The sequence below is a fragment of the Streptomyces sp. NBC_01214 genome (genome assembly GCF_026340975.1).
GTDB lineage: Bacteria > Actinomycetota > Actinomycetes > Streptomycetales > Streptomycetaceae > Streptomyces.
The window spans coordinates 3215311-3238924 of sequence record NZ_JAPEOS010000001.1 but is presented as its reverse complement, the minus strand read 5'-3'; the positions used below and the strand labels follow the sequence as shown (position 1 = coordinate 3238924).

General features: G+C 71.3%; 20 protein-coding genes and 1 riboswitch. Of the genes, 9 read left to right on the top strand and 11 right to left on the bottom strand.

The genetic code is table 11. The features are described 5' to 3' along the window. Window positions 1-108: 108 nt before the first annotated feature. From OG594_RS15480 to OG594_RS15470, 3 genes are all read right to left on the bottom strand, one after another. Entirely contained in the window at window positions 109-1476 is a 1368-nt protein-coding gene (locus OG594_RS15480) for a phosphomannomutase/phosphoglucomutase (protein WP_266599193.1), read from the bottom strand. 105 nt (window positions 1477-1581) lie between these two features. Next, window positions 1582-2538, bottom strand: coding sequence for an NAD(P)-dependent oxidoreductase (locus OG594_RS15475; RefSeq protein ID WP_266599191.1), 957 nt, complete (start codon window positions 2536-2538; stop codon window positions 1582-1584). Continuing rightward, the gene (locus tag OG594_RS15470) at window positions 2535-3266 is read right to left on the bottom strand and encodes a ScbR family autoregulator-binding transcription factor (protein ID WP_266599189.1); all 732 of its coding nucleotides are present in this window, start codon (window positions 3264-3266) and stop codon (window positions 2535-2537) included. Before OG594_RS15470 ends, OG594_RS15475 begins: the two co-directional genes overlap by 4 nt. Window positions 3267-3368: 102 nt before the next feature. Here OG594_RS15470 and OG594_RS15465 point away from each other — a divergent pair, with 102 nt between their 5' ends. After that, a complete protein-coding gene (locus OG594_RS15465; RefSeq protein WP_266599187.1) occupies window positions 3369-4340 on the top strand; it encodes a ScbA/BarX family gamma-butyrolactone biosynthesis protein in 972 nt (323 codons plus the stop codon). 234 nt (window positions 4341-4574) lie between these two features. Here OG594_RS15465 and OG594_RS15460 read toward each other — a convergent pair whose 3' ends face one another. Both OG594_RS15460 and OG594_RS15455 read right to left on the bottom strand, forming a co-directional pair. Further along, window positions 4575-4931 (bottom strand): zinc ribbon domain-containing protein YjdM, encoded by a 357-nt coding sequence (locus tag OG594_RS15460; protein ID WP_323185223.1) that lies wholly within the window; start codon window positions 4929-4931, stop codon window positions 4575-4577. 4 nt (window positions 4932-4935) lie between these two features. Continuing rightward, window positions 4936-5628: a TetR/AcrR family transcriptional regulator gene (locus OG594_RS15455; RefSeq protein WP_266599183.1), complete on the bottom strand. Its 693-nt coding sequence runs from the start codon at window positions 5626-5628 to the stop codon at window positions 4936-4938. 64 nt (window positions 5629-5692) lie between these two features. On the opposite strand from OG594_RS15455, the gene OG594_RS15450 reads away from it, so the two are divergent. Next, complete coding sequence (locus OG594_RS15450; protein ID WP_266599181.1) at window positions 5693-7297, top strand: FAD-dependent monooxygenase; 1605 nt, start codon at window positions 5693-5695, stop codon at window positions 7295-7297. On the opposite strand, the gene OG594_RS15445 is transcribed toward OG594_RS15450, so the two are convergent. Continuing rightward, window positions 7292-8119 (bottom strand): helix-turn-helix transcriptional regulator, encoded by an 828-nt coding sequence (locus OG594_RS15445; RefSeq protein ID WP_266599179.1) that lies wholly within the window; start codon window positions 8117-8119, stop codon window positions 7292-7294. The two genes, OG594_RS15450 and OG594_RS15445, sit on opposite strands and share 6 nt — an antisense overlap. Before the next feature lie 446 nt (window positions 8120-8565). Here OG594_RS15445 and OG594_RS15440 point away from each other — a divergent pair, with 446 nt between their 5' ends. The 3 genes from OG594_RS15440 to OG594_RS15430 all read left to right on the top strand — a co-directional run bounded on the left by OG594_RS15440 (window position 8566) and on the right by OG594_RS15430 (window position 12876). Then, entirely contained in the window at window positions 8566-9762 is a 1197-nt protein-coding gene (locus tag OG594_RS15440) for a serine hydrolase (RefSeq protein ID WP_266599177.1), read from the top strand. A gap of 287 nt (window positions 9763-10049) precedes the next feature. Then, a complete protein-coding gene (locus OG594_RS15435; protein ID WP_266599175.1) occupies window positions 10050-12119 on the top strand; it encodes a discoidin domain-containing protein in 2070 nt (689 codons plus the stop codon). 121 nt (window positions 12120-12240) lie between these two features. After that, on the top strand, window positions 12241-12876 hold the full coding sequence (locus OG594_RS15430; protein WP_266599173.1) for a TetR/AcrR family transcriptional regulator: 636 nt from the start codon (window positions 12241-12243) through the stop codon (window positions 12874-12876). On the opposite strand, the gene metE is transcribed toward OG594_RS15430, so the two are convergent. Next, window positions 12873-15191 carry a 5-methyltetrahydropteroyltriglutamate--homocysteine S-methyltransferase gene (gene metE / locus OG594_RS15425; protein ID WP_266599171.1) on the bottom strand — a complete coding sequence of 773 codons (2319 nt, stop codon included), beginning with the start codon at window positions 15189-15191 and terminating at the stop codon, window positions 12873-12875. The genes OG594_RS15430 and metE overlap by 4 nt on opposite strands. A gap of 179 nt (window positions 15192-15370) precedes the next feature. Then, window positions 15371-15600: riboswitch (cobalamin riboswitch) on the bottom strand. 215 nt (window positions 15601-15815) lie between these two features. Between metE and OG594_RS15420 the strand changes: the two genes are divergently transcribed. Next, window positions 15816-16361, top strand: a complete 546-nt coding sequence (locus OG594_RS15420; protein WP_266599169.1) for a hypothetical protein — start codon at window positions 15816-15818, stop codon at window positions 16359-16361. A 94-nt stretch (window positions 16362-16455) separates the two neighbouring features. Here OG594_RS15420 and OG594_RS15415 read toward each other — a convergent pair whose 3' ends face one another. Further along, window positions 16456-18168 carry an FAD-dependent monooxygenase gene (locus OG594_RS15415; RefSeq protein WP_266599167.1) on the bottom strand — a complete coding sequence of 571 codons (1713 nt, stop codon included), beginning with the start codon at window positions 18166-18168 and terminating at the stop codon, window positions 16456-16458. 146 nt (window positions 18169-18314) lie between these two features. Between OG594_RS15415 and OG594_RS15410 the strand changes: the two genes are divergently transcribed. Then, on the top strand, window positions 18315-19484 hold the full coding sequence (locus OG594_RS15410; protein WP_266599165.1) for a SchA/CurD-like domain-containing protein: 1170 nt from the start codon (window positions 18315-18317) through the stop codon (window positions 19482-19484). Between the two features lie 13 nt (window positions 19485-19497). Further along, window positions 19498-19749, top strand: coding sequence for an acyl carrier protein (locus OG594_RS15405; RefSeq protein ID WP_030011473.1), 252 nt, complete (start codon window positions 19498-19500; stop codon window positions 19747-19749). Window positions 19750-19850: 101 nt separating this feature from the next. Here OG594_RS15405 and OG594_RS15400 read toward each other — a convergent pair whose 3' ends face one another. From OG594_RS15400 to OG594_RS15390, 3 genes are all read right to left on the bottom strand, one after another. Next, window positions 19851-20909 carry a methyltransferase gene (locus tag OG594_RS15400; protein WP_266599161.1) on the bottom strand — a complete coding sequence of 353 codons (1059 nt, stop codon included), beginning with the start codon at window positions 20907-20909 and terminating at the stop codon, window positions 19851-19853. A 35-nt stretch (window positions 20910-20944) separates the two neighbouring features. Then, window positions 20945-22153, bottom strand: coding sequence for a nitrous oxide reductase family maturation protein NosD (locus OG594_RS15395; RefSeq protein ID WP_266599159.1), 1209 nt, complete (start codon window positions 22151-22153; stop codon window positions 20945-20947). Window positions 22154-22348: 195 nt separating this feature from the next. After that, window positions 22349-22852, bottom strand: a complete 504-nt coding sequence (locus tag OG594_RS15390) for a DM13 domain-containing protein (protein ID WP_266602922.1) — start codon at window positions 22850-22852, stop codon at window positions 22349-22351. A gap of 299 nt (window positions 22853-23151) precedes the next feature. Here OG594_RS15390 and OG594_RS15385 point away from each other — a divergent pair, with 299 nt between their 5' ends. Next, entirely contained in the window at window positions 23152-23514 is a 363-nt protein-coding gene (locus OG594_RS15385) for a hypothetical protein (RefSeq protein WP_266599157.1), read from the top strand. Window positions 23515-23614 lie beyond the last annotated feature (100 nt).

Below are 23614 nucleotides of genomic sequence, written 5' to 3'. Positions count from 1 at the left end.
CCGGGCGGAAGCAGGAACCCGGCTCCGCCGGGCACCGGGCTCCGCCCGGACCCTCGCCTCACACGCCGGCGGGGCTGGGTTTGGCGGAGCCCGGCCTGAATCGGCGGGTCAGGCGCGAATGAGGGCCAGGACCTCGTCGCGGACCTTGGCCAGCGTGGCCTCGTCACGGGCCTCGACATTCAGGCGCAGCAGGGGCTCGGTGTTCGAGGCACGCACGTTGAACCACCAGCCCTGGGCGGTCACGGTCAGACCGTCCAGCTCGTCCAGCGTGACGCCCTCGGTGTCGCCGTAGGTCGCCTTCACCGCCGCGAGACGGGCCGCCTGGTCGGCGACCGTGGAGTTGATCTCCCCCGAGCCCGCGTACCGGTCGTAGGAGGCCACCAACGCCGACAACGGACCGTCCTGACCACCGAGCGCCGCCAACACGTGCAACGCGGCCAGCATGCCCGTGTCCGCGTTCCAGAAGTCCTTGAAGTAGTAGTGCGCCGAGTGCTCACCACCGAAGATCGCACCCGTCTTCGCCATCTCCTCCTTGATGAAGGAATGACCGACGCGAGTGCGGACCGGCGTGCCACCGTTCTCCCGGACGACCTCGGGAACCGACCAGGAAGTGATCAGGTTGTGGATCACGGTGCCGGCGCCGCCGTTGCGGGCCAACTCGCGCGCCGCGACCAACGCGGTGATCGCCGACGGCGACACACCCACACCGCGCTCGTCCACGATGAAGCAACGGTCCGCGTCACCGTCGAACGCGATCCCCAGATCCGCACCCTCCGCCAACACCCGCGCCTGCAAGTCCACGATGTTCTTCGGATCCAGCGGATTCGCCTCGTGGTTCGGGAACGTCCCGTCCAACTCGAAGTACATCGGCACCACGTCCAACGGCAGACCCTCGAACACCGTCGGAACCGTGTGGCCGCCCATCCCGTTGCCCGCGTCCACGACCACCTTCAGCGGGCGGATCGACGACAGGTCCACCAGACCCTTGAGGTGGGCGGCGTAACCGGTGAGCGTGTCCTGCTCCGTGACCGTTCCGGGGACGGTGCCTTCGGGGATCACGGGGGCACCCTCGTCCGACCACTTCTCCACCAGCTCACGGATCTGCGACAGGCCCGTGTCCTGACCCACCGGAGCCGCGCCCGCACGGCAGAGCTTGATGCCGTTGTACTGCGCCGGGTTGTGGGAGGCCGTGAACATCGCACCCGGCAGGTCCAGCGAGCCGGAGGCGTAGTACAGCTGGTCCGTCGAACACAGACCGATCAGCGTGACGTCCACACCCCGCGCCGCCGCACCCCGCGCGAACGCCGCCGACAACCCCGGCGAAGACGGACGCATGTCATGACCGATCACGATCGCCCCAGCCCCCACGACCTCGACGAACGCGGCACCGAACAGCTCGGCCAGGGACTCGTCCCACTCGTCCGGCACGACGCCACGCACGTCATACGCCTTGACGATGTTCGAAAGATCGGACATTTCCACTCCTTCAGGGGTGACCGGCTGTGCTGCGGACGCTACCCGCCGCCCTGCTCGACACAGCCCGCCCACGCCCGATCCCACTGAGGCTTTGGCAGATCGCCATCACCCCGGCGCGATACCGCCCCTCTCCCGGTACCACTGGGCCGCCGGGCCGATCCGGCTCAGCGGGCCGGGCCCCGGTGCGATCCCGGCGCGCTCCCACGCCTCGTCGGCGCGGTACCAGTGGTCGCCGGCCAGCAGCGTGAACTGACGCTCGCTCACCCATCCCGGGGTCGCGGCCAAGGTGTCCAGACACCTGCGCCACGACCAGTCGACGTCGGGCCGCTCCGGCAGCACGCGGTGCTCGGCGAGGACGTCCATGAGGTCCCGGTTGCGCACCGGCTCGGGGTGGTGGGCGTGCAGGACACCCCCGGCGTTGGCCGCGGTGCCGCCGCCGAGCGCGAGCGCCACGATGAGTCGCGCCAGGTCGTCGACGTCGACGAAGGAGGCGAGCCCGGCTCCTGCGCCCCAGCGCGCCGGTACCCGCCGGAAGGAGTCGACGAGGGCCGGTACGGCCCACCGGTCGCCCCGCCCCAGCACGAGCCCCGCGCGCAGGACCAGTCCCCCCGCGTCGAGCACCGGCCCCTCCCCCGCCAATCGGCTGCCGCTGGCCGCCGATACCGGGGCGGGCTCCAACTCGCCGATGTCCAGCCCCCGATGCGGGCCCGGACCGTAGACCGCGCAGGTGGACAGGTGGATGATCCGCCCCACTCCGGCCCGCCGGGCCTCGGCCACCAGGGCCGCAGTTCCGGCGGAGTTGACCGCGGTGCACCGGTCGGCGTCCGGTCCGACGTAGGAGGCCAGGGACAACAGGACGTCCGCGCCGTCGCACACCCCGCGCAGGGACGGTCCGTCCGCCAGGTCCGCGCCCACCCACTGCGCTCCGGATAAGGCCGTGTGGGCCTGCGTGCGGGACACCGCGCGGACCACGGCCCGCTGGTCCCGCCCGGTCAGTCGGCGCAGCACCGCCGACCCCACGAAGCCCGTCGCGCCGGTGACGACCACATGAGGGGTGCTCACGCCTTCTTCCCCGATGCCGACTTCGACCGGGGCTCCGGCTTCGCTTCGGGCCCCGGCTTCGACTCCGACTCCACCTCCGACCCCGTCTCCGGCTTCGGCTCGCTCGGCGGCAGCGTCAGGCGCAGCCCGCCCCGGATGTCGTCGGCGGCCACCGCAGGCAGCAGGTAGCGCCACAGGGAAGCGATCCGCTGCGGCAGGTCGGCCCGGCCGGTGGACGCCTGGGAGAAGAGCTGCGCCCCGGTGAAGGAGCTGACCAGCACCCAGGCCAGTTCGTGGTCGTCGACGTCCGGCTGGAGTTCGCCCTTCGCCCGGGCGAAGCGCAGCTGCTGGCGGAACTCCAGCACCCAGGCCTGGTAGGCGACGTCGTCGCGCAGGCCGAACTCGCCCTGCTCCACGGCCAGTCGGACGCCCGCACGGAGCACCGGATTGTGCTGGAGCTGCTCGGCGAGGTAGAGCGTGATGTCCATCAGGTGTTGCAGGCCGTCCTCCCCTGCGGGGAACTCCAGGCCGTCGCCCTGGCCGACCATGACGGCGTAGGCGAGCTCCTCCTTGGAGCTGAAGTGGAAGTACATCCCGCCCTGGGTGACGTCCGCCCGCTTCATGATCTTGCTGATGCTGGCGCCGCTGAAGCCGAACTCGTCGAAGACCTCGGCCGCGGCACGCAGGATGGCCGCTTTGGTCTGAACTGCCCTGAGTTGGGGGGCGCGTTGTTGCTTTCGTTCTGACATGGGCACCTAACTAATCTCGACAAAAAAAACGAACATCCTTTATTTTAGGACCTGCGCCGAACAAGCACCAGCTCATGTCCGACGTTCCAGGGGGGCTCAACCATGACTGTGTCCACTGATCACTCCGCCTCACCCATCGCCGCGCTCAGCAGCGCCTTACCGCGGGAGTACGTACACAAGAGCGCACACTCGGAAGTCCTGCTCACCGGATGGCGCACCGTCGCACCGGACGAGTACGTCGTCACCGCCCAGTGGCCCCGCGCCCACAGCTTCTACACACCGGACGGGGGACACCACGACCCCCTCCTCCTTGCCGAATCGGTCCGCCAGGCCATCCCGCTCCTCAGCCACGTCGCGTACGACGTCCCCTTCGGTCACCGCCAGATCTGGGACACGTTCAGCTACTCGACCAACGCCGACGCCCTCGCCGTCGGTTCGGCCCCGGCCGACATCTCGCTGCACATCCGCTGCTCCGGCATCTCGCGCCGCGGCCGCAGACTCGCCGGTCTCACCATGCACGTGACGGCCACCCGCGACGGAGAGTTCCTCGGCACCGCCGAGGCCGGATTCACCAATCAGCCCGAGGCCGTCTACCAGCGGCTGCGCGGCCAGAACGGGGACCTCGACGAGGTGGCCGCCCGCACGATCCCGCTTCCGCCACCGCTGACCCCCCGCCGCGTGGGCCGCGACCGCTTCCACGACGTGGTCCTCTCCCCCACCAGCTCCACGCGGCGCGCCCAGCTCCGGGCCGACGTCAACCACCCGATCCTCTTCGACCACCCCGTCGACCACGCTCCGGGCATGCTGCTCCTGGAAGCCGTGCGCCAGGCCGCGTACCGTTCCGCCTACCCCCGGCGGGGAGTCCTGACCGATATGGAGATTCGTTTCTTCCGCTATGCGGAGCTGACCTCGGCCTGCTGGATCGAGACGCTCCCGAACACCGAAGAAGCGAGCGCGCCGGACCGCCATCCCGTACGCGTCATCGCCCGCCAGAACGACGAGGTGATCTTCGCCGCCACGGCGTCCATCGCCACCGCGACGACCGTCCCCCTCCGCATGTACGCCGCGCGCTGACCGACCCGCCCCCGCCGGGGAAACCTCCGGCGATCCCGTCGGCCCATGAGCGCGCCGGCTCATGAGCCGTCCGCCGGATCGGCCCCACCCCTGCGAAAACGACGAAGGCGCCTGATCGGGACCGTGCCCGACAGGCGCCTTCGTGTTCCGCCGACAGCCGGCCGGGGCGGCCCGGCTCGGTCAGGCCCGGCCCGGTCAGGCCGGGCGAGCTCACGCCCTGCCGGTCGGGGCGGGTCAGACCTTCCTGACCACGCTGGACTTCAGCTGCATCGGGCCGAACCCCTCGATCTTGCAGTCGATGTCATGGCCGTCGACGCCTTCCACCAGGCGGATGTTGCGCACCTTCGTGCCCGCCTTGATGCCGGACGGGCTGCCCTTGACCTTCAGGCCCTTGACCACCGTCACGGTGTCCCCGTCGGCGAGGACGTTGCCGACCGCGTCTTTGATCACCCGCTCCTCGGAGACGCTGCCGGACTCGCCGGGGGCGAGCGGCCACTCGTGCCCGCACTCGGGGCAGACCAGGAGCGCCCCCATCTCGTAGGCGTACGCGCCCGCACATTCGGGGCAGGGAGGCAGCGGGTTCTCAGTCACCCCGTCAGTATATTTCAGGGCCATCGCCGCAGGTCGGCCCCCGATCGAGGGCCCGCAGCCCCGCCAGGAGCAGGGACAGCCCGAAATCGAAGTGCGCCCCGAAGTCACCACGCGTGAGCGTGGGCAGCACGGCGGCGAGCTGCGGATACCGCTCGGGCTCGGCCGCCAGGTACAGGCGCTCGGCATCCGCCACCCCGTCGGCCTGCGGCGGCCGGAGCGCGGCCTGCTCCTCCAACGTGTGACCGATGGTGAAGTGGGCCACCGCCATGAGCGCGCGCGCCGCGTCCTCCTCCCCGAAGCCGGCCGTGCGCAGCACCCCGACGACCGCTTCGGCGAAGCCGAGGGTGTGGGGCCCGGTCGCGTGCGTGCCCGCGTAGACGCGGGCGCCGTCGCGGCGGGCGAGCAGCGCCGTGCGCATCGCCCGGGCGAGGGCGGCCAGCCGTTCGCTCCAGTCGCCGTCGGTCCCGGTCGCCGCGACGTCGACCAGCATGCGTTCCGCCATCGCGGTCAGCAGCTCGTCCTTGGTGGCGAAGTACCGGTACAGCGCGCCGGCCTGGACGTCCATCGCATCGGCCAGGCGGCGCATCGTCAGCGCGTCGAGGCCGACGTCGTCCAGGAGTTCCAGGGCCGTGTCGACCGTCCGGTCGCGATCGAGTCGGGCCGGGCGGCCCCGGGCCGGGGTTGACGGGGAGCTCATGGGTCTCACTATAGTGAACATCGTTCACGTGAACGCTGTTCACTAATTGTGGGAGGCATCACCGATGGATACCGACGTGATCGTCGTGGGCGCGGGACCGACCGGGCTGCTGCTCGCCTGCGAGCTGGCGCTGGCCGGCGTACGGACCCTGGTCGTCGAGCGGCGCACCGAGCCCCACCAGAACTCCAGGGCCCTGACCCTGCATCCGCGCAGCCTGGAACTGATGGACCTGCGCGGGCTCGCCCCGCGCTTCCTGGGGCTCGGCCGGACCATGCCGGGATGGCACTTCGCCGCCCTCGACACCCCGCTGGACTTCGCCGCGCTGGACAGCCGCCACCCGCACACGCTGTTCCTGGCCCAGGCGCGCACCGAGGCCCTGCTGGCCGAACGGGCGCAGGAGTTGGGGGTGCGGACAGACCGCGGGCACTCGGTCACGGGCCTGCGGCAGAACGCGGACGGGGTCACGGCGGAGGTGCGCGGGCCGGACGGTGACCTACGGCTCGTTCGCGCCGCCTACCTGGTCGGATGCGACGGCGGGCGCAGCTCCGTCCGGCGGGCGGCCGGAATCGACTTCCCGGGCACGGACGAGACCCTGACCGGAGTGCTCGGGGACTTCGCCACCGTCGGGGCCGACCCCGCGGCCCTCGCGACCGCGCGGGACGCGGGCGTACTCGCCGTCCCCCTGGACGACGGGCTCACCCGCTTCGTGTACATCGATCCGGAGCGGATGCGGACGCCGGCCCGGGTGCCGGTGACCCTGGAGGAGTTCCGTACGGGGCTGGCGCGGATCTGCGGCTCCGACTTCGGGGTCGACCGGCCCCGCTGGCTCTCGCGCTTCGGCAATGCCACCCGGCTGGCCGCCACCTACCGCCGCGGTCGCGTCCTCCTGGCGGGCGACGCCGCCCACGTCCACTTCCCGGCCTCGGGCCAGGGCCTCAACACCGGGCTCCAGGACGCCATGAACCTCGGCTGGAAACTGGCGGCGGAGGTGCACGGCTGGGCCCCGCCCGGGCTCCTCGACACCTATCACGCCGAGCGCCACCCCGTCGGCCGGGCCGTCACCGAGAACACCGCGGTGCAGACGCTACTGGCGGAGCTTCCGCTGGTAGACCGGTACCGGCGGCCGGCCGCCGCGCTGCGCGGACTCTTCGAGGAGCTGCTGAAGATGCCCGAGGTCAACCGCCGCCTCGCCGACCAGGTCTCCGCGCTCGGCACCAGCTATCCGGACGCCTCCCCCGACGCCGATCCGCTGGTCGGCCGCCGGATGCCCGACATCGGCCTGAGCGTGACCGGTTCCGCCCGTTCGGACGGAACGGGCAGTACGGACGGTGGGGACGGTACGGACGGTGCGGACGCGACGCGGGTGTACGAGCTCCTGCACCGGGGCGGCTTCGTCCTGCTCCGGCTCACGGACGCGCGGGCCCCGCACGTGGAGGCGTACGGGGCCCCCGCCGCCGGACGGGGCCCGCTGATCGGTGTCGTCACCGCCCGCCCGGCCGAGGAGCACCCGGAGCTCGGCGGGGTCCGTGAGGTCCTGGTCCGCCCCGACGGGCACGTCGCCTGGGCCACCAGGAGCGCCGACGCCGGCGTGCGTCGCACCGGGCGCGAGGGTGCACTCAGCACGTGGGCGGCGCTGCCGCCGATCGGTCCTGGCGTACGCCGGTCATGACGTGCGGCGGGTGGCGTGCAGGCTGCCGAGCAGGGCGAGGCCCCGGGCGCTCGGACTTCCCGGTTCGGCCTGGTAGACCACCAGTTGCTGGCCCGGCGCTCCGAGCACGGCGAAGGACTGGAAGCCGAGCGTGAGCGGTCCGATGTCGGGGTGGTGGAGCTCCTTGGTGTCGTGGGTCTTGCCGCGGACGGTGTGAGCGGCCCAGAGCTCCGTGAACTCGGCGCTGGCCCCGCCGAGTTCACGGATCAGCGCCTTGAGGCGCGGGTAGTGCGGATCGAGTCCGGCCGCGTGGCGCAGGCCGGCCACCACCGCCTCGGCCGCACGGTCCCAGCGGACGAAGAACGGCCGGGCCGCGGGGTCGAGGAACGTCATGCGCGCGAGGTTGTCCCGCTGTGCGAACGGGGAGAACAGCGCGTCGGCCATCGCGTTGACCGCCAACACGTCGGTGGCGGGATTGAGGACGAACGCCGGGGCGCCCGGGTACCCGTCCAGGAGTTGGCGCAGGGGGACTCCGATCGAATCCCTCGGCTGCGGCCGGTCGCCGTCCGGCGCGGCGCCCGCCAACCGGAAGAGGTGTTCCCGTGACGCCTCGTCGAGCCGCAGGGCGCCGCTGATCGCGTCGAGGACCTGCGGGGAGGGGCCGCGTTCGCGCCCCTGTTCCAGCCGGGCGTAGTAGTCGCTGTTCATTCCGGCGAGGACCGCCACCTCTTCGCGGCGCAGCCCTGCCACGCGGCGCTGTCCGTGGGAGACGAGTCCCACGTCGTTCGGCCGCAGGCGTGCGCGCCGGGCGCGCAGGAAGTCTCCGAGATCGCTGCTGGTCACGGCTTCAGACTAGGCCGTCTCTTGGGGATCTCGCCGGCCGAGCCCGCGGCGTCCGGTGCCCTGGGGTCTCCCCACGCGGCAAGGCGGAGGAGCGCACCGTGTACGGGACGCACTCGGGCGCCCCGACAACCTGGGGGCCCCGGACGGAGCCCGGGGGATCAGGTGCGGTGCCGGGCGCCGCAGGCCCGGCGAGATCTGAAAGAGGCGGCCCAGGCCCGCCCCCGAGCGGGTGCCTGCGCGGCGGCGCACCCGGGCACGCCGCCGCACCCCGCCGCGCAGTCAGCAGGAACGGGAGGTACGAGGCGACTCGCCCGCGTGGCTGAACTGCCGTTCGTAATTGGCGCGTTCCGGCCCATACGGGCGGCCGATCGGTCCGATGATCTTGCGTAGGCTCGTGTCGTCCGACCCGTACGACCCCCCACCCGAGGAGCATCGTGCCCCTGCCCATGAACCGTCGCCTGGCCCTCAGTTCCGCCCTGCTGGCGGTGATGGCCGCCGTGGCTCCGGCGACCACCGCCCAGGCCGCCCCGACCACCCCCGATCTCGAAGCGCTGACCCAGGCGTTGCGGAACACGACCGCCGCCGGTGCGCCCGGCGCCCTGGCGCGTTTCAGCGGGCCCGGTGGGGTCAGCGTCCGGACCGAGGGGGTGCGCGACAAGGCCACGGGCTCGGCGATGGACCCGCAGGCCCGCTTCCGGATCGGGAGCGTCAGCAAGACCTTCTCCTCCGTCGTCCTGCTGCAGTTGGTGAACGAGGGCCGGATCGGTCTGGACACCGCCGTCAACCAGTACCTGCCCGGACTGCTGCCCGACGACCGGATCACGGTGCGCCATCTGCTGAGCCACCGCAGCGGGCTGGCGGACTACACGAACGCCATGTTCGAGCACACCGTGCCGGGCTTCGAGTCCGTGCGCAACAAGGTGTTCAGTTACCAGGAATTGGTGGACCTCTCGCTGCGCGAACCCCGGACGACCGAGCCCGGCGTCGCGTACAAGTACTCGAACACCAACTTCGTCGTCGTCGGCATGCTCATCGAGAAGGCCACCGGCAACGGTGTCGCCAAGGAGTACGAGCGGCGCATCATCAAGCCGCTGAAGCTGCGCAACACCTCCTACGTGCACCCCAGCACGCAGATCAAGGGGCTGCACACGCGCGGCTACCTCCACCCCGACGAGGCCGGCGCGCCGCTGGTCGACTCCACCGAGCAGACGGTGTCGTGGGCCCAGTCCGCCGGAGCGGTGATCTCCAATCCGGCCGATCTGAACACCTTCACGTCCGCGCTGCTCGGCGGGCGGCTGCTGCCCGCCGGCATGCTGGACGCCATGGTCACCATGACGCCGACCGACACCACGAACACCCGGTTCTACGGACTCGGCCTGCGCCGCTACGACCTGTCCTGCGGCACCTCGGTCTACGGGCACACGGGCACCGTGCAGGGCTTCTACACCTACGCCTTCTCCACCCGCGACGGGCGCCGCTCCCTCTCCGCGATGGCGAACACCTCGAACAAGGGCGAGGCGAACACGGCCCTCGGCGGGACCCTCGAAGCGGCGTTCTGCGGCAAGCCGGCTCCGAAGGCCACGAAGCGCGGATTCGGTGTCGCCCCGGCCGAGATGGACCTGCTGGAGCACGGCGCGCGCTGACGCCACGGCGCCGTCGCCCCGGGCGGGGCGGACCCGGCTCGCGCGCTCCTTCACGTACCGCGCCGAGCCGGGCCGCCCGGGTGGGTGGATCTTGTGAAGGAACGGCGCATCTGATGAATCATCAGGTCAACTGTCCCGGACTATTGACTCTGTCGATGGCAGTCGCGATTCTCGTCCCACCGTTTGTGGGGTCCATGACAAATCACGCCTGTGGCCGTGGCTCGTCGTGCCCCCGAACGGATCCGGCCCCCCGACCGCGCCATCCGGCTGACCTTAAGACGTGAGTGATGACCATTTCTCGACACACGCACCACAGGCGTAGGCCCCTGGCGGTCCTGTCATTGCTCCTCGCCGTGGTGGCCATGGTGCTCGGCCCCGTACCCGCTTCCGCCGCCGATCCCGGCTGGTGGAACCCGGTCGCACGGCCCGCACCCGACTCCGACATCAACGTCACGGGCGAACCCTTCAAGGGGACCGACTCCCAGGGACGGGTCCGGGGCTTCGTCGACGCGCACGACCACCTGATGTCCAACGAGGGCTTCGGCGGCCGCCTCATCTGCGGCAAGCCGTTCTCCGAGGCGGGGGTGGCCGACGCGCTCAAGGACTGCCCCGAGCACTACCCCGACGGCACGCTCGCGATCTTCGACTTCATCACCAAGGGTGGTGACGGCAAGCACGACCCGAACGGCTGGCCGACCTTCAAGGACTGGCCCGCCCACGACTCGCTGACCCACCAGCAGAACTACTACGCCTGGGTCGAGCGGGCCTGGCGCGGCGGTCAGCGCGTGCTCGTGAACGACCTCGTCACCAACGGCGTCATCTGCTCGGTCTACTTCTTCAAGGACCGCAGCTGCGACGAGATGACCGCCATCCGGCTCGAAGCGCAGAAGACCTACGACATGCAGGCCTACATCGACAAGATGTACGGCGGCCCGGGCAAGGGCTGGTTCCGGATCGTCACCGACTCCGCGCAGGCCCGCGACGTCGTCCAGCAGGGCAAGCTGGCCGTGGTCCTCGGCGTCGAGACCTCCGAGCCCTTCGGCTGCAAGCAGATCCTGGACGTCGCGCAGTGCAGCAAGGCGGACATCGACCGCGGCCTGGACGAGCTGTACCGCCTCGGGGTGCGCAGCATGTTCTTGTGCCACAAGTTCGACAACGCCCTGTGCGGGGTGCGCTTCGACGAGGGAGCCCTCGGTACGGCCATCAACGCGGGCCAGTTCCTGTCGACCGGAACCTTCTGGAAGACGGAGAAGTGCACCGGTCCCCAGCACGACAACCCCATCGGGCTGGCGGCAGCCGCACCCGCGGTGCAGAGCAAACTGCCCGAAGGGGTGGCGATCCCGTCCTACGCCGCCGACGCCCAGTGCAACACGCGCGGACTCACTGAACTCGGCGAGTACGCGGTGCGCGGCATGATGAAGCGCAAGATGATGCTCGAGGTCGACCACATGAGCGTGAAGGCCGCGGGCCGGTCCTTCGACATCATGGAGTCCGAGTCGTACCCGGGTGTGATCTCCTCGCACAGCTGGATGGACATGGACTGGACCGAGCGGGTCTACAAGCTCGGCGGCTTCATCGCCTCGTACATGAGCGGCGCCGAGGGGTTCAGCGCCGAGGCGAAGCGGACGGACGCGCTGCGCGACAAGTACAACGTCGGCTACGGGTACGGCACCGACATGAACGGCGTCGGCGGCTGGCCCGGACCGCGCGGGGCCGACACCCCGAACCCGGTGCGCTACCCCTTCCGCAGCACCGACGGCGGCTCGGTCATCGACCGGCAGACCACCGGCTCGCGCACCTGGGACCTCAACACCGACGGCGCCTCGCACTACGGTCTGGTCCCCGACTGGATCGAGGACATCCGTCTCGTCGGCGGCCAGGGCGTGGTGGACGACCTGTTCAAGGGCGCCGAGTCGTACCTGACCACCTGGGGGAACTCCGAGAAGCACAAGTCCGGGGTGAACCTCGCCACGGGCTCCCCCGCCTCGGCGTCGAGCGCGGAGTGGTGGAACCCCTTCGTGAACTTCTCCCCGGGCCGGGCCGTGGACGGGGACTCGGGCTCGCGCTGGGCGAGCGAGTGGAACGACAACCAGTGGCTGCGCATCGACCTCGGGTCCGCGAACCGGGTGGGCCGCATCACCCTCGACTGGGAGGCCGCGTACGGGAAGGCGTACCGCATCGAGGTCTCCACGGACGACGCGAACTGGCAGACCGTCTGGTCCACGACCGCCGGTGACGGCGGCCTGGACACGGCCCGCTTCTCCGGGGTGCCCGCCCGCTACGTCCGCATCCAGGGACTCCAACGCGGCACCAAGTGGGGGTACTCGCTCCACGAGGTCGGCGTCTACAGCAGCTGATCCCGCCGAACGGAAGTCCATGGGCCGGGGCCGGCCGGATCTACTGATCCGGCCGGCCCCGGCCGCCATGGCACCACGCACCGGGCACCACGCACCGCAGCACGAACCGGAAGGAACGCCCATGGCACGGATGCCCTCGGCCGAGCGGCGCCGGCAGCTGACCGAGGCCGCCATCCGCGCGATGACCCGCGACGGCGTCGCCGCGACGACGACCAGGTCGATCGCCGCCGAGGCGGGCGTGTCCCTGAGCGTCTTCCACTACTGCTTCGACTCCAAGCAGGCCCTGCTCGAATCCGTCATCGCGGCGATCACCGACCACAGCGTCACCCTGGTGAGGGAGGCGATCCAGCCGAAGGCCACGCTGCACGAGACCGTCCGGGCGGGCTTCCAGGCGTACTGGGACCACGTGTCCGCCCACCCGGGCGAACACATGCTCACCTACGAACTCACCCAGTACGCCCTGCGCCGGCCGGACTTCGAACACCTGGCGCGGCGGCAGTACGAGCGGTACTGCGACACCTACACCGAGCTGATCGAGCAGCTCCGCCACCACATGGCCTTCGAACTCCGCGTGCCCGTCAGCGTGCTGGCCCGCTATTTGGCGGCCATGACCGACGGGCTGACGCTGAACCACCTCGTCCTCGGCGACGACCGGATCTCAGCGGACATCCTCGACGTGATCACCGACCACGTCGCGGGCCTCGTCGGCGACGACGGGGCGTCCGCGGGCGCGCCCGCGGACGCGTCCGCGCGCTAGACCTCGGCGCGCACCTGCCGGGCCGCCTCGACCAGGTTCTCCAGGGAGGCCCTGGTCTCCGGCCAGCCCCGGGTCTTCAGACCGCAGTCGGGATTGACCCACAGCCGCTCCGCCGGGATGGCCCCCAACCCCTTGCGCAGCAGGGCCGTCGCCTCGGCGACGGAGGGGATCCGCGGCGAGTGGATGTCCCAGACGCCGGGGCCGACCTCGCGCGGGTAGCCGGCGCCCGCGAGTTCACCGGCGACCTGCATGTGGGAACGGGCGGCCTCCAGGCTGATGACATCGGCGTCGAGGTCCTCGATGGCCTCCACGATGTCGCCGAACTCGGCGTAGCACATGTGCGTGTGGATCTGGGTGTCCGGGCGGACCCCGGCCGTGGTGAGCCGGAAGGCTTCGGTGGCCCAGGCGAGGTAGGCGGCGTGGTCGGCGGCCCGCAGCGGGAGGGTCTCGCGCAGGGCGGGTTCGTCGACCTGGATGACCGGGGTGCCGGCCGCCTCCAGGTCGCCCACCTCGTCGCGCAGGGCGAGCGCCACCTGGCGGGCGGTGTCGCCGAGGGGCTGGTCGTCGCGGACGAAGGACCAGGCGAGCATCGTGACGGGGCCGGTGAGCATGCCCTTGACCGGCTTGGACGTCTGCGACTGGGCGTACGCGGTCCAGCGCACGGTCATCGGGTCGGGGCGGGAGATGTCGCCGGCCAGCACGGGCGGGCGGACGTAGCGGGTGCCGTAGGACTGGACCCAACCGTGCTGGGTGGCCAGGTAGCCGGTGAGCTGCTCGGCGAAGTACTGCACCATGTCGTTGCGTTCGGGCTCGCCGTGCACCAGCACGTCGATGCCGGCCTTCTCCTGGAAGGCCAGGACCTCCCTGATCTCGGCCCGGATGCGGTCCTCGTAGCCGGCGGTGTCGATGCGCCCGGCCCGCAGGTCGGCGCGGGCCGTGCGCAGTTCGGTGGTCTGCGGGAACGATCCGATCGTGGTCGTCGGGAGCAGCGGGAGGCCCAGGTGCGCCCACTGGGCGGCGGCCCGCTCCGGGTACGGCTGGGCGCGCCGCCCGTCCGCGTCGGTGACGGCGGCGGTGCGGGCCCGGACGGCCGGATCGTGGGTGAGGGCGGAGCCGGCGCGGGAGGCCAGGTCGGCCCGGTTGGCGGCGAGTTCGGCGGCGATGGCGTCCGTGCCGCGGGCCAGGCCCCGGGCGAGGGTGGCGACCTCCGCGGTCTTCTGGCGGGCGAAGGCGAGCCAGCGCCTCACCTGCGGGTCGACGTCCCGTTCGGCGGTGGCGTCCAGCGGCACGTGGAGCAGGGAGCAGGAGGCGGCCACGTCCACCCGGTCGGCGAGCCCCAGGAGGGTGCCGAGGGTGCTGAGGGACTTCTCGTAGTCGTTGATCCAGATGTTGCGGCCGCCGACGACACCGGCGACGAGGCGCTTGCCGGGCAGGCCCCCGACGGCGGCGAGATCGTCGAGGTTCGCGGCCGCGGCCTCGGTGAAGTCCAGGGCGAGCCCTTCGACGGGTGCCTTGGCCAGCACGGGCAGGGCCTCGCCGAGCCGGTCGAAGTAGGAGGCGATGAGCAGCTTGGGCCGGTCGGGCAGGCCTCCGAGCTCCCGGTACGTGCGGGCGGTGGCGTTCAGCTCGGCCGGGGTGCGGTCCTGCACCAGGGCGGGCTCGTCCAATTGCACCCACTCGGCTCCGGCGGCGCGCAGGTCGGCCAGGACCTGCGCGTAGACGGGCAGCAGCCGGTCGAGCAGGGCCAGCGGATCGAAGTCGGCGGCGACGCCGGGGGCGGGCTTGGCCAGCAGCAGGTAGGTGACGGGTCCGACCAGGACCGGGCGGGCGGTGTGGCCCAGCCCGAGCGCTTCCTCCAGTTCGGCGACCTGCTTGGTGGAGTCGGCGGTGAAGACCGTGTCCGGGCCGAGCTCCGGCACCAGGTAGTGGTAGTTGGTGTCGAACCACTTGGTCATCTCCAGCGGCGCCACGTCCTGGGTGCCGCGCGCCATCGCGAAGTACCCGTCGAGCGGGTCGGCCGCGACGGCGGCGCGGTGCCGCTCGGGGACGGCACCGACCATCACGCTGGTGTCCAGCACGTGGTCGTAGTACGAGAAGTCACCGGTCGGCACCTCGGTGATGCCGGCGTCGGCCAGCTGCTGCCAGTTGGTCCGGCGCAGGTCGCGGGCGGTTGCCCGGAGGGCTTCGGCGTCGTTGCGGCCCGTCCAGTAGCCCTCGACGGACTTCTTCAGTTCCCGGTTGGGGCCCTGGCGGGGGTAGCCGTACACGGTGGCCCGGGTGGGCCGTCCGGCGGCGGTGGGGGTCGTGCGGGTCACGGAACTCTCCTTCGCGAGCGTTCTCCTGTGGTCCCGGTGAGGGGCCGAGGGCGCGAAGGGATGACGGACCGGGCGGATCCCGACCGGCTACGGGTGCGTGCGGCTGCACGTGCCCGCGGTCGTCCGCCTGAGGTGTCGCCGACCCGCCCACGAGGTCACCGGGATTTCCGTGCGCGATCGGTCGCGCACGGGCAACGGGCAGGTCTTCGGACTCGCGGGCACGTCCCGTCGTACGGATGCCGTACGAGACTCCTACTGGCCGTCGCTTCCCAGACCCGTCCGGGCCCAGTGCGTATGACGGCGGTCGTTCCCGCTCACCGCTGCGGGGCAGTCCCGGATTCCCACCGGGTTCCCTCTTACGACGCATCCCGCCTGGCGGACGGGGCGAACCAGCTGCCCGGCCAGAGTAGTCGGCGTTGCCCGCCGGCGCGCGGGGTTGTCCGGCATCCGGATGGCGGGGCGAGACTCACGGGGGGCGAAATCCAGCCATGGAGTGAATTGCGTCACTGCGGCGCGAGTTGTGTCCCTCTTGTCCGTTTACCGGATCGAACTGCCCGGTCAGGGCAGTACGTTGCAGCTCTCTGCATCGAGATCGCTCGATGACCACCGGAAGACCGAGGAAGTATGGCTGTACCGGTCCCGCGCGCCGCACTCGCCCTGCGCGCCGCCCTGGTGTCCGTGGTGGCATGGGGCGGTCTCACCGCATGCGCCGCCGACGACGAAGCGTTGCAGTACGCGACCGATTACGCGGGGCACGAACCGCTGGGCGTGGTCGGGTACCCCACCTCCGAATCCCTCCAGATCACCCAGAAGCTGGTCTGGCGGCTCGCCGACGGCAAGGCCGAGGAAGTGGAGTCGCTCGCCGCCGACCCCGACGACGCGAAGGGGGACGTCGAGCGGACCGCGCGGAACTGGATCCGGGCCTTCCACGAGGGGGCCAAGGGGAAGGTGACCGCGGAGTTCTACGACGAGGGGTCCGTGCGGCAGTTCGTCGTCGTGTACTTCCACGACACGGGCCAGACCAAGTCGTTCACGGTGCGCCTCACCGGAAGGACCGGAGAGGACGGCTGGCGCGTGACCATGCGGGAGCCGGACCCGAAACAGGCCTCGGCAACCCCCGACTGGGTTCCGAGGACCCCCGGGGCCCTCGGCTCGAAGACGGCGCGATGACCCGGTCCGGCATCGTCACGAGGTGAAGGGCGCCGCCCGGCGGATCACTCCGCCGGACGGCGCCCCGGTGCCCGTGGGGACGGGAGCGGCCGGATCAGGAGCGGTCCAGCAGCGTGGTCAGGACCTCGTGCAGGACCGCCGCCGGATCCGCCACCGCCTGCGCCGAGCGCCAGGCCACGAATCCGTCCGGGCGGACGAGGACCGCGCCCTGGGCAGTCGTGCCGTGCACCTCGGTCCAGTCGCCGCCGTTCGCCGGGATCAGGTCGGCCTCCGGGCCGGTGCCGATCGCGTACACGTCCAGGGGCACGCCCAGCTGTTCGGCGACGGACCGCCCCGCGGCACGCCACGGCGTGTCCTCGGAGCACAGCAGGACGAAGGAACGCTCGTAGAGGTCCACGGTGGACTTCGGCTCCGGCTCCCCCGGACCGCAGAGCCACATGTGCGGTGCCCGGCTGCCCGGATCGCCGCAGAGCCGCATCCGTTCGGGTACGACGGGCCGGTCCGGGTCGGCCCCCAGCACCGCGCCCCGGTTGTAGCGGTAGCCCATGGCCACGGAGAGGACCCCGCCCTGCCGGCCGCCGCCGCCGACGCCGGGCGCGGAGTCCGGCCCGGCCGCCGGCACGGGCGCGGACCCGGAGTCCGGAGCGGGCGTGGACGTGGGCTCCGGGTCGGGCTCGTACCCCGGGTGGCTGTGCTCCGCCGACCGCGCCGAGGCGCGCTCGCTCGTCGCCCGGGCCACCGGCAACCGCTCGGCCTCGTAGGTCTGCAGCAGCCCCGGCCCTGCCGAACCGTTCAGCACCGCGGCGAGCTTCCAGGCGATGTTGTGGGCGTCCTGGATGCCGGTGTTCGAGCCGAACGCCCCGGTGGGTGACATCTCGTGGGCGGAGTCACCGGCCAGGAAGACCCGGCCGACCGCGTACCGCTCGGCGACCCGCTCGGCGGCGTGCCACGGGGCCTTCCCGGTGACCTCGACGTCCAGGTCGGGGGCGCCGACGGCCCGGCGGATGTGCTCCACGCAGCGCTCGTCGGTGAAGTCCTCCAGCGTCTCGCCCCGGTCCGGGTGCCACGGCGCGTGGAAGACCCACCGCTCGCCGTTGTCGACCGGCAGCAGGGCCCCATCGGCATCGGGCTTGGTCAGGTAGCACACGATGAATCGCCGGTCGCCGACCACGTGGGCCAGCATCTGCGACCGGAAGGTGATGCTCACGTTGTGGAACAGGTCCCCGGAGCCGCTCTGGCCGATCCGGAGCGCCTCCCGCACGGGGCTGCGCGGCCCGTCGGCGGCGACCAGGTAGTCCGCGCGCACCGTGCTGTGCTCCCCGGTCTCCCGGTTCTTCACGATCGCGGTGACCCCGCCCGGGTCCTGGTCGAAGGAGAGGAGTTCGGTGGAGAACCGCAGGTCAGCCCCGAGTGAGGGGGATACGGACATCAGGACCGGCTCGATGTCATTCTGGCTGCACAGACACCATGCCGCCGGACTGAAGCGCGCGAGCGCGCCGCCGGGGTCGATTTCCTCGAAGAGCCACTCCTGGTCGTCACCGGTCAGCGAGCCGCCCTGCATGATGCCGTGGTTGTCCGCCAGGACCGAGGCGGCCTCACGGATCTGGTCCTCGACGCGGGCGACCCGGAACAGTTCCATCGTCCGTACGTTGATACCGCGTCCGCGTGGGTGCATCGAGGTACCCGCGTGCTTCTCGACCACCATGTGTCTGATGCCATGCCGGCCGAGGAAGAGCGAGGTGCACAGACCCACCAGCGAGCCGCCCACGATGAGGACCGGGACGTGGTGGTCGACGTTTTCCTTCATGGCTCTTCCATGCCCTGTACGAGGCCGGTTCCCTCGCTCGTTCACCCGCTTGGTTCTCTCCTCTCGCGCCGCAGGGATTACGGGACAACGATCGGTTCGGGTGGCGCCGCCCGTGGCGACCGTGTGGTCTCGAAGGAGTGTGAACGATGACAACCTTGTCGGAACGGATATCCCAGTCCGCCTTCGACGGCTCGAGACTTCGGGTCGTTCTGCTGCTGGATCTGTACGACGGTGCGCAGAATCAGTTCCTGGAGGTGTACGAACATCTCCAGGAGCAAGTGTCCTCCGTCCCCGGACACATCAGCGACGAGTTGTGCCAGTCGATCGAGAACCCGTCACAGTGGCTCATCACCAGCGAGTGGGAGAGCGCACCGCGGTTCTTGGCCTGGGTCAACAGCGAGGAACACGTCGCGTCGGTGCAGCCGCTCCACGGCTGCGTACGGGACACCCGCTCGCTGCGCTTCAGCGTGCTGCGGGAGGTCGGCAAGGGGCCGGCCCCCGGCTCCCCCTCCCCCACCGGCCCGCCCTCCACCGCCTCTTCGCCGGACACCGCGGACCGGGCCCTGGGCAGCCTCCAGGTCGCTCCGCGGCGCGGTGACGGCGTGGTCCGCCACGCACTCACCTTCACCGTGAAGCCCGGCAGCGAGACGGTGGTGGCGGAGCTCCTGGCCGGGTACACGTCCCCGCAGGCCCAGGTCGACGAGAGCACCCGGCTGCGGCGCACCTCGCTGTTCATGCACGGCAACCGTGTCGTCCGGGCGGTCGAGGTCGAGGGCGACCTGCTCGCGGCCCTGCGCCACGTGTCCCAGCAGCCCGAGGTACGGGCGCTGGAGGAGGCCATCAACCCGTACCTGGAGCAGGACCGGGATCTCAGCGACCCCGGATCGGCCCGGATGTTCTTCACCCGTGCGGCGCTCCCGGCGGTGCACCATGTGGCGGCCGGCGGCCGCGAGAGCGCGGACGTCAGGCGGCACGCCCTCTTCTACCCGGCGAAGGACGGGTGCGGCATGGCGCTGGCCCGGCTGCTCGCCGGGCAGGACGAGGCGGCCGTGGACGATCCGACGAGCCCCATCGAGGGCAGCACCGTGTTCCAGCGCGACGACATCGTCGTGCGCCTCCTCGACCTGCGCGGCCCGCTCGATGCGCGGCCCGCACTGGCCCTGGGCGTCGAGGGCGGCCACAAGGCGGCCGTGCTCGCCCGGCTGCTCGACAGCGCCAAGGACGGCGTCCCCACCACCGACCAGGAGATCTCACGCTTCCTCGCGCGCTCTGAAATGCGCCTGATCACCGACCGGCGTGCGCCGGCCCAAGCCTGAGGAGTTGTCCGTCATGACCGCTCGACTGACCATGGAAGAACTGGCCGCCCTGATGAAGAAGGGTGCCGGCGTCACCGTCGACCCCGCGGACATGGCGAGCCGCCCCGACTCGGGCTTCGACGAGTGGGGGCTCGACTCCCTGGGACTCCTCGGCATCGTCGGTGAGCTGGAGAACCGGCACAGCCGGCCGCTGCCCGCCGATGCGGACCGGTGCAAGTCGCCGCGCGAGTTCCTCGACCTCGTCAACAGCGCCCTGGCGGCCTGACGCCGACGCCCGGGTCACCGCCCGACGCCCGGGTCACCGGGACGCCCTCGAGACCGGCTTCGTGCCGGTCTCGAGGGCGTACGGTCCTATGCCGGCCGGCGTCACCCGGGCACGGTGCACTCGAACGCGTGCAGGTACGCGTTGACCGGCCGGATCTCGCCGATCACCAGTCCGGCGTCCTCCATGCGGGCGGTGAGGCTGGCCTTGGTGTGCTTCGCACCGCCGACGTTGAGCAGCAGCAGCAGGTCCATGGCCGTGGTGAACTTCATCGACGGGGTGTCGTCGACCAGGTTCTCGATGATGACGACCCGCGATCCGGGGCGGGCCGCCTCGACGACGTTGCGCAGGGTCCTGCGGGTGCTGTCGTCGTCCCACTCCAGGATGTTCTTGATGATGTACATGTCGGCGTCGACCGGGATGGCCTCACGGCAGTCCCCGGGGACGATGTCGGCCCGTGCGGCGAGCGGACCGTCCTCCCGCAGTCGCGGATCCGCCTTCGCCGCCACGCCCGGCAGGTCGAGCAGGACGCCCCGCACCGTCGGGTGCTTCTCCAGCAGGCTCGCCAGTACGTGTCCCTGGCCTCCGCCGATGTCCGCGACGACCGAGATCCCGGTGAGGTCGAGGAGCTCCGCGACGTCCAGCGCAGACTGCATGCTGGAGGTGGTCATGGCCCGGTTGAACACGTGGGCCGACTCGTGCGCGTCCTGGTGCAGGTAGTCGAAGAACCCCTTGCCGTAGAGCTCCTGGAAGACGCTGCCGCCGGACCGGACGGCGTCGTCGAGCCGCGGCCAGGCCTGCCAGGTCCAGGGCTCCGTGCACCACAGGGCGATGTAGCGCAGGCTGTGCGGGTCGTCCTCGCGCAGCAGTCGCGACATCTCGGTGTGGACGAACTGCCCGTCCTCCGTCTCCGCGAAGATCCCGTAGCAGGACAGGGCGCGGAGCAGCCGTTGCAGGGGCAGCGGCTCGGAGCCGACCGTGGTGGCGAGTTCGGCGGCGGTGGCGGGCTCCTCCCCGAGGGCGTCGGCCACCGCGAGGCGGGCAGCGGCCCGTACGGCGGCGGCGCAGGCCGCTCCGAAGACGAGCTCGCGCAGGCGCATGGCCGGCTGGGGGGTGTGCTGGGGGGACGGGATCGGTGTCGCGGTGGGACTTACCGTGGTCATGAGGTCTCGATTCTGCTGATCAGGGGGGTCACGCGTCAGCACATCCCGGCCGGTACGGAGGATGCGCACCGGTTGTTGACGAACCGGTTGCCCGTGCCGGTCCCCTGGTTGGCCAGGTCCGCCGGCTTGTTGTCCCGCACCACGTTGTCCCGGATGACGTTGTCGGTGTTCGTCGCGCCCACGAAGCTCTTGAACAGCAGGATTCCGCCCGACAGCGGGGAGGCTCCGACGTTGCCGCGGATGTCGTTCGAACGCACGACCGCCTGCTCGGCGCCGGTGAGGACGATACCGACGCCCTGGATGTCGGGGAGGCGGCTGTTGCCCTTGCAGAACTTGTTGTTCTCGTGGATCCGGTTGTTGCGGATGGTCATGTCCCCGGCGCCGGGCTCGCCCTCGTCGCCGACGACGAAGATGCCGCCGCAGTTGCCGGTGAGGGTGTTGCCGTAGACGGAGAGGTTCCGCACGCGCCGGACGGTCACGCCGATCCGGTTGCCGGTCAGCGTGTTCCTGCGGATCACGGCGCCCAGGGTGTCGGTGGCGCCGCCCTCCCGATCGACGGTGTTGGCGATGAAGAGGCCCGATTCGACGTTGTCGCGGGCGGTGTTGTCGCGGAAGAGCCCGCGGGTGGACCGCTCTTGGGCGATGCCCCAGGTGCCGTTCTTCTCGGAGATCACCCGCCGGACGCTCAGCCGGTCGGTGTAGGAGGCCCAGATGCCGTTGCGCTTGAAGCCCGAGACGGTCAGCGACCGGATGTCCACGCCGACGACGGGCTGCTCCGCCGTCCCCATGACGCAGATTCCGGTGTCGGCCTGCGAGCAGGCGAGCGCCCGGCCGGACGGCGCCGTCGCCGCGGTCGGCACCTTGGCCGCCCCGGGTGCCACCGGCGCCGCCGACGCGCCGGGGGCCGGCGGCGCCACGGGCGCGACCGGCGCGACGGGCGCGACGGGCGCGACCGGCGCGACGGGGGCGACCGGCGCGACGGCCGTGACCGGCGGCTTGATCACCGTCCGGGCGCCGAACCCGCGCAGGGTCAGCCGCTTGGTGATCAGCACGTTCTCGTAGTAGGTGCCGGGCATCACGGTGATGATGTCGCCCGGCCTGGCGTAGTTCACCGCGTCCTGGATCGAGTCGCCCGGGTGCACTCTGCGTCCGGCCTCGGCGGCGGCGGACGGCGCGAGCACGCCGAGACCTGCGGCCATGACGACTGCGATGCACGTGAGGGACTTGATTTGTCGGTTCGTCACGATTCTGAAGTTATGGGCGATTACGACCTATTGCCACACTGCATGGGCGGATGGATACATCCCGTGGGCAAACGGCCGCATTTTGCCGTCCGGAGGAGTGGATAGTCGTACTTCGGGAGACGGCCGAACGGGGTGACGCCCGATCAGCTCCGGCCCCACGGCGTGTCGCCCGGCCCGGACGGCCCCGGCAGCGGGTCACACGGCGGTGAGGCGCGCCGCCCCGAAGGAGACGTCGAAGCGGTCGCACCAGATGGTGACGCTGGTGAACTCGGCGACGTTCACGTCGGCGGGCACCGGGTAGTTCTGGTCCCCCTTGTTGCCCTTGAGCTTGCCGAGGCTCACGTGCTTGCCGTCGTCGAACACGCGCCAGCCCGCCACGCCCTCCTTCACCGGGGCGTCGGCCAGCCACACGCGCAGGTCCGGGCCGTTGCTGGTGTCGAGGTTCGCGAGCCGCAGGGTGTGGGACCCGTCGGGGAACCGGATGAGCTCCACCGCGCCGGTGGTGGCGTGCTCGTGGCTGATGAGCGTCCCGCGGGCGACGGTCACCGGGGCGGCCGGGGCACCCGGTACGGCCGCGGGCGCGCCCGGACCCGACGGCGCGACGGCGGCCGGGAGCGCCTCGCGGACGGTCTCGTCCTGCCACAGCTTCCACGGCTGCAACCAGTACAGGGCCACTGCCAGCACCACCGCCGCCGCGATCGATGCTCCGCCCCACAGCCGTCCGCGCCGCCCTGTCCGTGTCACTGCCGTTCCCTCTCGCTCGCCTCGTCCGTCTCCCTCGAATTCAACGCGGCCGGGGCGCCGTGCGCCATGCCCGCACTGATGACGAAAGTCTTACGCCGCCCCACCGGGCGTTGCCCTCCTGCTCCGTGTTCGGGCTGGTGGCAGGGGGTTTCCCGGGTGCTGCCGCGATGGGCAACGGGCAACCCGTCGACCCCGGTACGGGCCGGGGGGAGGCTGGAGCCGTCAGCACGAGGCAAGCACCACAAGGGGAAATCATGCGCAAGATGTTCCGCGGCGCCGCCGCGCTCGCCACCTCCGTCGTCGCCGTGATCGCGCTCAGCGGTACGGTCGAGGCCAAGCCGGCCGACGCGTGGGCGGGCTGCCCGGACGGGGCGGTCTGCATCTACCCTCAGAACCAGAACCCGGCCGTCAAGCCGACGCACGTCTTCTACACCTACGGGGTGCACAAGCTGAGCAATCAGTTCGGGAACCACTGGGTGCTCAACAACCAGTACGGCGGTGCGACCGCACAGCTGTGCACGGGCACCGGAGGCTCGGGCTGCGGCGGCCCCATCGCTTCCAAGACCGGTGTCTACGCCGACCTCACGCCCATCAACTCGGTCCGGCTCAACCCGTAGTGACGCCCCTTCCGGGGCCGCGTACGGGGCCTCCCGCCGGGCGGCTCCGTACTCTCGTGTGCTGGTCATACCGGTCGGAAGGGGCGGCCGTCCGCCCCAC

Bases quoted from the DNA above. Each gene is read 5' to 3' on its own strand.
- OG594_RS15480 (WP_266599193.1), bottom strand. From the start codon at position 1,476: ATGTCCGATCTTTCGAACATCGTCAAGGCGTATGACGTGCGTGGCGTC.
- OG594_RS15470 (WP_266599189.1), bottom strand. From the start codon at position 3,266: ATGTCAGAACGAAAGCAACAACGCGCCCCCCAACTCAGGGCAGTTCAG.
- OG594_RS15465 (WP_266599187.1), top strand. From the start codon at position 3,369: ATGACTGTGTCCACTGATCACTCCGCCTCACCCATCGCCGCGCTCAGC.
- OG594_RS15455 (WP_266599183.1), bottom strand. From the start codon at position 5,628: ATGAGCTCCCCGTCAACCCCGGCCCGGGGCCGCCCGGCCCGACTCGAT.
- OG594_RS15450 (WP_266599181.1), top strand. From the start codon at position 5,693: ATGGATACCGACGTGATCGTCGTGGGCGCGGGACCGACCGGGCTGCTG.
- OG594_RS15440 (WP_266599177.1), top strand. From the start codon at position 8,566: ATGAACCGTCGCCTGGCCCTCAGTTCCGCCCTGCTGGCGGTGATGGCC.
- OG594_RS15435 (WP_266599175.1), top strand. From the start codon at position 10,050: ATGACCATTTCTCGACACACGCACCACAGGCGTAGGCCCCTGGCGGTC.
- OG594_RS15430 (WP_266599173.1), top strand. From the start codon at position 12,241: ATGGCACGGATGCCCTCGGCCGAGCGGCGCCGGCAGCTGACCGAGGCC.
- OG594_RS15420 (WP_266599169.1), top strand. From the start codon at position 15,816: ATGGCTGTACCGGTCCCGCGCGCCGCACTCGCCCTGCGCGCCGCCCTG.
- OG594_RS15415 (WP_266599167.1), bottom strand. From the start codon at position 18,168: ATGAAGGAAAACGTCGACCACCACGTCCCGGTCCTCATCGTGGGCGGC.
- OG594_RS15410 (WP_266599165.1), top strand. From the start codon at position 18,315: ATGACAACCTTGTCGGAACGGATATCCCAGTCCGCCTTCGACGGCTCG.
- OG594_RS15405 (WP_030011473.1), top strand. From the start codon at position 19,498: ATGACCGCTCGACTGACCATGGAAGAACTGGCCGCCCTGATGAAGAAG.
- OG594_RS15400 (WP_266599161.1), bottom strand. From the start codon at position 20,909: ATGACCACGGTAAGTCCCACCGCGACACCGATCCCGTCCCCCCAGCAC.
- OG594_RS15385 (WP_266599157.1), top strand. From the start codon at position 23,152: ATGCGCAAGATGTTCCGCGGCGCCGCCGCGCTCGCCACCTCCGTCGTC.